The organism is Mycobacterium sp. TH-M116 (genome assembly GCF_057473685.1).
Genome location: NZ_JBYCLC010000046.1, coordinates 1 through 6,836, shown reverse-complemented (window position 1 = coordinate 6,836; position 6,836 = coordinate 1). Strand labels below are relative to the sequence as shown.

Below are 6,836 nucleotides of genomic sequence, written 5' to 3'. Positions count from 1 at the left end.
GGTCGAGCAGCGGCCAGCGGCCACGCCGCACGTCGCCGCGCAGGCGGTCCTCGGCCCGGCATCCGGGCCGCCCCCACAGTTGAGGGCGGTGTCGACGCCCGGGACGGTCAACGGGGGCTCGTGTCCGCAGGACAAACGCTCCGCGGCGCCCGTGCATGGGCGCCACGACATTGAGCGCATGGCGATCCGGGCGGTCACCGACACGCACGGCAACACGGTCACCGAGACCGTGCATGAGCGGAGCCGCGCGGGCGCGATCGACCACGGCGGCGCGGCCGGGGCCTGCGACCGATCCGAGGCCGAGCTGTTGAGGCGGGAGAACGCAGACCTCGAGCGTTCGCTGCGACTGCTCAAATCGGCCGCGGCGCTGCTGGCGGCGGCGTTGGAACAGGCCTGATCCGGCGTGCTTTCGAATCGGTGGCGGCGGGTCTGTCCGACGCGGACCGCGCACGGTCGTCAAGACGGTCATCCCCCTGATGGCACTCTTACACTCTGGCCGTAATGTGTAAACGATCTGGAGCGGACCGAGGGCCGACTCCGAGTCGACACAGAGTGAGGTGGGCGCAGTGACGCTGTCTGAGCAAGCCGCAGGTCAAGCGGGCTCAACCAGGGCCGACGAGCAGGAGTCGGTGTCCTACGAAACGCTCGACGAGGGCCGGGTCGCCCGGATCTGGCTCAACAGGCCCGACGCCCACAACGCCCAGAACCGCACCCTGCTGGTGCAGCTCGACGAGGCGTTCGGCCGCGCCGAGGCCGACGACAAGGTCAGGGTGGTGATCCTGGCCGCGCGCGGTAAGAATTTCTCCGCCGGTCACGACTTGGGTTCGGAGGCCGCACTGCTGGAGCGCCGACCCGGACCGGGACAGCATCCGACATTCCGGTCCCACGGCGCGACCCGCGATCCGATCGCGGAAAAGACATACCTGCAGGAGTGGCACTACTATTTCCAGAACACCTGCCGCTGGCGGGATCTGCGCAAGATCACCATCGCGCAGGTGCAGGGCAACGTGATTTCGGCGGGCCTGATGCTGGTGTGGGCGTGCGACCTGATCGTCGCCGCCGACAATGCGAAGTTCAGCGACGTGGTGGCGGTGCGCTTGGGCATGCCGGGAGTCGAATATTACGCCCACCCTTGGGAATTCGGTCCGCGCAAGGCCAAGGAGCTGTTGCTGACCGGTGACTCGCTGGACGTCGAGGAGGCCTATCGGCTGGGCATGGTGTCCAAGGTTTTTCCGGTCGACGAATTGGCCGAGAAGACCCTGGAATTCGCCCGGCGCATCGCCGAGCGTCCGACGATGGCGGCCCTGCTGGTCAAGGACTCGGTCAACGCCGCCTCCGACGCGATGGGATTCACCGAGGCGCTGCGGCACGCGTTCCACATCCACGAATTGGGCCACGCCCATTGGGCCGCGCACAACGAGAACAAGTATCCGGTCGGCCTACCGCCCGACGTCGAGGACTGGCGCAACGCCAAGCCGACGAAGCTGGCGCGCCGCGATACGCCGTAACCGTTCGCTGGTGCGCGCCGACACGCGCGTGGTTCGATAGCGAGAACCTGTTTCAGTTTCGGCGTGAGGGGCCTTGCGTGCAGCTTTCTTTCCAGGACCGGACCTATCTCGTCACCGGTGGTGGCAGCGGAATCGGCAAGGGGGTGGCCGCCGGGCTGGTCGAGGCTGGGGCTTCGGTGATGATCGTCGGACGCAACGCCGATCGCCTTGCGTCTGCCGTGAAGGAAATCGAGGCCGTCGATGCGGGCGGCGCGATCCGCTACGAGCCCACCGACGTCACCAATGAGGAGGAGGCCGCGCGCGCGGTCGAGGTCGCCACGGCATGGCAGGGTCGCCTCCACGGTGCGGTGCATTGCGCGGGCGGATCGGAGACCATCGGCCCGATCACCCAGGTCGACTCGGAGGCATGGCGCCGCACCGTCGACCTCAACGTCAACGGGACCATGTATGTGCTCAAGCACGCGGCCCGCGAGTTGGTGCGTGGTGGCGGCGGTTCGTTCGTCGGGATCTCGTCGATCGCGGCCAGCAACACCCATCGCTGGTTCGGCGCCTACGGGGTGACCAAGTCGGCCGTGGACCACATGATGATGCTGGCCGCCGACGAGCTCGGCCCGTCCTGGGTGCGGGTCAACAGCATCCGTCCGGGCCTGATCCGCACCGATCTGGTTGCGCCGATCACCGGGTCGCCGGAGCTGAGCGAGGACTACCGCAACTGCACCCCGTTGCCCCGGCCGGGGGAGGCCGAAGACGTCGCCAACCTGGCGATGTTCCTGCTGAGCGACGCGGCGAGCTGGATCACCGGGCAGTGCATCAACGTCGACGGTGGCCACATGCTGCGCCGGGGCCCGGATTTCTCAGCGATGCTGGAACCCGCGTTCGGCGCCGACGGGCTACGCGGGGTGGTCTGACCGCGTCCCGGCCCTGCGATGATGGGCACGCCTACGGACGAGACAACAGGAGCGGCAGATGAAGCGACTCGAGGGCAAGCGGATCCTGGTGACGGGAGCAGCGTCGGGGATCGGCCAGGCCACAGCCCTGCGTTTGCTGGATGAGGGCGCCGCGGTGGTGGCCGCCGACATCGCGACCGACGGCCTGGACGCGACCCGGGCCCGGGCGGCCCAGGCCGGCACCGTCGAGCGCTTCATCGCGTGTGCGATGGACGTCGCCGACGAGCACTCGGTGACCGCCGGCGTGCGCGGGGCCGCGGACGCGCTCGGCGGCCTGGATTCGCTCGTCAACGCCGCCGGCATGCTGCGCGCCGCGCACACGCATGAGACCACCCTCGAGCTGTGGAATCGGATCGTCGGCGTCAACCTGACCGGCACGTTCCTGGTGGTCCGGGAAGCACTTCCGGCGCTGCTGGCCAACCCGCGCAGCGCGGTGGTGAACTTCAGCTCCACCTCGGCCTCGTTCGCCCACCCGTACATGGCGGCCTACGCGGCCAGCAAGGGCGGGATCCAGGCCTTCACGCACTCGCTGGCGCTCGAATACGCGCGCAAGGGCCTGCGTGCGGTGTGTGTGGCGCCGGGCAGCATCAAGTCGGGGATCACCGATGCGACCGGCGGTTACATCCCGCAGGACGCCGACTGGTCGCTGTTCTCCAGGCTGATGCCGATCCTGCCCACCACGGTGGAGTCCAGCGGTGCGGGCATGGCCGATCCCGCGGTGGTCGCCGGGGTGATCGCCATGCTGGTGTCCGAGGACGGAGGGTTCATCACGGGCACCGAGATCCGCATCGACGGCGGAACGCACGCCTGAGAGACTACCGGGAAGCTTCGCTGCGCCGAACGTGAACGCACGGCGAAAAAATCGCCGAAAATTCGCCGTGATTTCACGTTGGGCGAGGGTGCCCGAGCCGACCTCGCGCGCGGAGGGCGCCTAATTGACCCCGCGCGCGGAGGGCGCCTAATTGACCTCGCGCGCGGAGGGCGCCTAATTGACCTCGCGCGCGGAGGGCGCCTAATTGACGCAGGGCACCCCGCCGCCGTCGATGGGCTTGCCCGGATCGGGCGACGGGTAGGTGCTGGTGCTCCAGTACCCGTACGAGCTGGCCTTGCTGGACGCGGTCGTGGTGGTGGTTTCGTCGCTGCTGTCGTCCTGGTCCGGCATTGAGTAGTCGGTGGCCAGGGTCACGCGGATGTGTCCGGGCTTGAGGTAGGGGTCGGGGTTCTTCGGCGCATCCAGGCCGAGCAGGCCGGCCACGTTGCGCGCATCGGTCTGCGCGCCGACGCCGTAGTCGAGTGTCGTGGCGGTGGGCTCGCCGGACTCACGGTCGCGGACCTGGCCCGCGGTGTAGCCCTGCTTTTTCAGCGCGTGGGAAACGGTGGAGGCGAGGCCGCTGATGTTGCCGGAATTGATCACGTCGACGATGGTGTCGGGGTTCGGTTTGGCGGCGGTCGTGGTGGTTGGGGTCGTCGGCGGGGCGGCGCCGATCGCCCGGGCCACCTCGGCCTTGATCGCCGCCGGGTCGACGATGTTGACGTCCAGGCCGTCGATGTTGTCATAGCGCACCACGGGCAGCGTCCGGAACTCGACGTTGCCGCCGGCCAGTTCGCCCAGGCGCTGGATCAACTCTTCGTTCCAGCCGGCCGACAGGACGACGTCTTTGCGTGCCACCGCCATCAGGCTCGTGAGTTTGTCCAGGTTGGTGAAGGTGCCCGACTCCTGCAGTTCGTGCATGACCGATGACAGGAAGGCCTGCTGGCGGTGGGTGCGGTCCAGGTCGCCGTTCTCCAGGCCGTGACGCTGCCGAACGAACGCCAGCGCCTCCGCGGCGTCCAGTGTCTGGGGCCCGGCGGGGAAGTTCGCACCGGAATACGAGTCGTAGACGGCCTGCTTGAGGCAGACCTGCACGCCGCCCAGCGCCTTCGTCAAGTCGTAGAACCCGGCCAGGTTGACCTCGGCGAAATAGTCGATGGGAACGCCGGTCAGGTTCCGCACCGCGCGCAAGGTCGCCGACCGCCCGGCCTCGCGGCCCTTGGTCTCCAGTTCCTTCTGGCTGCTCACGCCCTGGTCGGCCAGCTTCTGTGCCACGTATTGCTTGGTCAGCCCGTACGCTTCTTTGATCTTGATGTGGTCGTAGCCGGGGACGCCGTTGAACCGCACCCAGTCGTCTCGGGGGATTGAGAAGGCCACCACTTTGTCGTCGGCGCCGACGTGCACCATTATCAGCGTGTTGGTGTTGTAGCCGCCGTCGTCGGAATCGCCCGCGTGCAAATGCTTCAGGATGGACCAGGGCAGGTCGTTGCCGTCCTGGTCTTTGCGTGAGTCCAGCCCGATGAGCAGGATGTTCACGCCGTCACCGCTGGAATGGGGGTCTTCCGGGCTCAGCGCCTGCGAGACGGTGATGCCGCCGAGCGCGCCGTGGGCAACGTAATATCCCGCACCGGTCAGCGTCACCGCGGCCACCGAGGCCAGCGCCATCACGGCACGCGTCAGCGCCTGCCGTAGTCGTGACGGTTGTTTGACGGCCCGATGACGGTGGCGCGCGCCCGAGCGCGCCATCAGAGGTCTCGAGCCGTGGCCGGCGCACCAACCGGCACCGCGTCAGCGGTTTGCGGTGATGTCACTTCTGGCACGGCTCCCAGTATGCGGTAGCTTGCTGCGAGACCCCAAAGCGGAACGTCGGGGCGGTATGGGGCTCTCGCTGGCGGATCGGCGGCATTCGCGACCGCCGCGACCACGCTACCAGCAGGTTTGCGTGCGCACATCTCAGGACGATCTCAGGATTTGCACGGTGCCCACGGAATCGGCGCCATTCCGCTACGGGTTCGAGACGGCGGATTCGGCACCGCACGGCGGCCTCGACGCGGCCGGTCGCGACGCGCTCCGGAGCGACCACATCACGGTGGCGGCGTGACCGAAACGGAAGTTCAGCAGTGCGGGTACTCGATATGCCATTGTCCGTTCACCCAATCGGCGCGAAACTGCCCGCCCAGGTGCGGATCCGCGTCGGTGATCGTCCCCGATCCGCCGGTGTTCGGCTGGAAGCCCGGGGGATCCCAGGTGACGGACTGCGGATCGGGTGTTCCGTCGGGTCGGCATCCTTTCTCGTTGTCGACGTACCCGTTCATGATCTGCCGCTCGGCGGTCCCTTGATCACCGCCGTCCGGAGCCGGGCCGAGCGGGCACCGGGCGGTTGTGCCGCAGGTGCTTTGACGGGTATCGGCCAGTGCGATGTGTGCGGGTATGGCAAAGCTCAGCAGTGCCGCCACGGCCACGACCGGGCCGGCGAGGGCTCTCACGCCTCGGCTGAGACAGCTCTTCATGTAGTGCATGATTCCTCCCGGGTTTCGACCTCCAAACGCGAACCAGGCGTGGGCGCAGCGAAGGCGGGAATCGCGGTGCCAACGCCGCCCTGCCGCACGCCCTCATGGTAGGGGCATGGGCTGTCCGGTGCTTTTGGCGTTCTCTGGCACGGACAGGACCCCGGCGTGGTGACAGTCTCAACCGAATTCCGGCGCGATCAACGGCCGGCGCGGCGCGGTGAAAGTGGCCTTCGTCAGGAAGGGAACTCGCTGCGCGCCGACACCATCGACTGCTCGGTGTGCGCGCCGGGCGAGATCACGGTTTCCCGGCATTCGCGCAGCCGGCTTCGGGCAGTTGCCCGGCGGTTGCCTACCCTGCGGCGGGGGTGTACCCGCTTCGGCGTTCTAGTATCCGTTGATGACCGCTGAACGGCCCGGACGGGCATGGGGCGATGTCCGCAGACCCTGAACCGTTTGCCGCGTCCGGGCCGGGCGGTGTGCGCATCGCCTGCGACCGACTGGGTGATCCGCAGGCTCGTGCCGTCGTGTTCTTGCACGGTGGCGGGCAGACGCGCCGATCGTGGGCCAAGGCGGCCACCGCAGTCGCCAGGCGCGGATGGCAGGCCGTCACGGTCGACCTGCGGGGGCACGGAGAATCCGACTGGTCCGGCGACGGCGACTATCGCGTCATCAGTTTCGCGCGTGACGTGCAGGAAGTACTGCGTGGCCTGCCGCAGAAACCCGTGCTGGTGGGGGCCTCGCTGGGCGGGTTCACCTCGATGCTGCTGGCCGGGGAGCTTTCGCCGGGCATCGCCGGCGCGGTAGTGCTCGTCGACATCGTGCCGAACATGGAGCAGTCCGGGGCGAGCCGGATTCATGCGTTCATGGCCGAGCGGGTGGAATCGGGATTCGGCTCTTTGGACGAGGTCGCGGATGCGATCGCCGAGTACAACCCGCACCGCCCCCGGCCGAGCGACCTCGGGGGACTGACCACCAACCTGCGCCGCCGCGGTGATCGCTGGTACTGGCATTGGGATCCGAAGTTCATCAGCGGTACCGCGGCGCACCCGGCGATGGAGGT

8 protein-coding genes are annotated in these 6,836 nt (G+C 68.2%); 6 read left to right on the top strand and 2 right to left on the bottom strand.

Going from position 1 to position 6,836, the window contains the following annotated elements; all coding sequences use genetic code 11:
• From AC2VOK_RS02045 to AC2VOK_RS02030, 4 genes are all read left to right on the top strand, one after another.
• The coding region (locus AC2VOK_RS02045; protein ID WP_428898993.1) for a hypothetical protein at positions 1-397 on the top strand (397 nt) is incomplete at its 5' end.
• Positions 398-566: 169 nt separating this feature from the next.
• Positions 567-1,508 (top strand): enoyl-CoA hydratase, encoded by a 942-nt coding sequence (locus tag AC2VOK_RS02040; protein WP_428898992.1) that lies wholly within the window; start codon positions 567-569, stop codon positions 1,506-1,508.
• Between the two features lie 77 nt (positions 1,509-1,585).
• Complete coding sequence (locus AC2VOK_RS02035; RefSeq protein WP_428898991.1) at positions 1,586-2,416, top strand: SDR family oxidoreductase; 831 nt, start codon at positions 1,586-1,588, stop codon at positions 2,414-2,416.
• 58 nt (positions 2,417-2,474) lie between these two features.
• The gene (locus AC2VOK_RS02030) at positions 2,475-3,266 is read left to right on the top strand and encodes an SDR family NAD(P)-dependent oxidoreductase (protein WP_428898990.1); all 792 of its coding nucleotides are present in this window, start codon (positions 2,475-2,477) and stop codon (positions 3,264-3,266) included.
• A gap of 201 nt (positions 3,267-3,467) precedes the next feature.
• On the opposite strand, the gene AC2VOK_RS02025 is transcribed toward AC2VOK_RS02030, so the two are convergent.
• Positions 3,468-5,012 (bottom strand): LCP family protein, encoded by a 1,545-nt coding sequence (locus tag AC2VOK_RS02025; RefSeq protein WP_428898989.1) that lies wholly within the window; start codon positions 5,010-5,012, stop codon positions 3,468-3,470.
• Positions 5,013-5,244: 232 nt separating this feature from the next.
• Between AC2VOK_RS02025 and AC2VOK_RS02020 the strand changes: the two genes are divergently transcribed.
• Complete coding sequence (locus tag AC2VOK_RS02020; RefSeq protein ID WP_428898988.1) at positions 5,245-5,367, top strand: hypothetical protein; 123 nt, start codon at positions 5,245-5,247, stop codon at positions 5,365-5,367.
• Positions 5,368-5,380: 13 nt separating this feature from the next.
• Here AC2VOK_RS02020 and AC2VOK_RS02015 read toward each other — a convergent pair whose 3' ends face one another.
• Positions 5,381-5,752 carry an integrase gene (locus AC2VOK_RS02015; RefSeq protein ID WP_428898987.1) on the bottom strand — a complete coding sequence of 124 codons (372 nt, stop codon included), beginning with the start codon at positions 5,750-5,752 and terminating at the stop codon, positions 5,381-5,383.
• A 455-nt stretch (positions 5,753-6,207) separates the two neighbouring features.
• On the opposite strand from AC2VOK_RS02015, the gene AC2VOK_RS02010 reads away from it, so the two are divergent.
• Positions 6,208-6,836: alpha/beta fold hydrolase (locus AC2VOK_RS02010; protein ID WP_428898986.1), on the top strand; the 629-nt coding region annotated here is incomplete at its 3' end.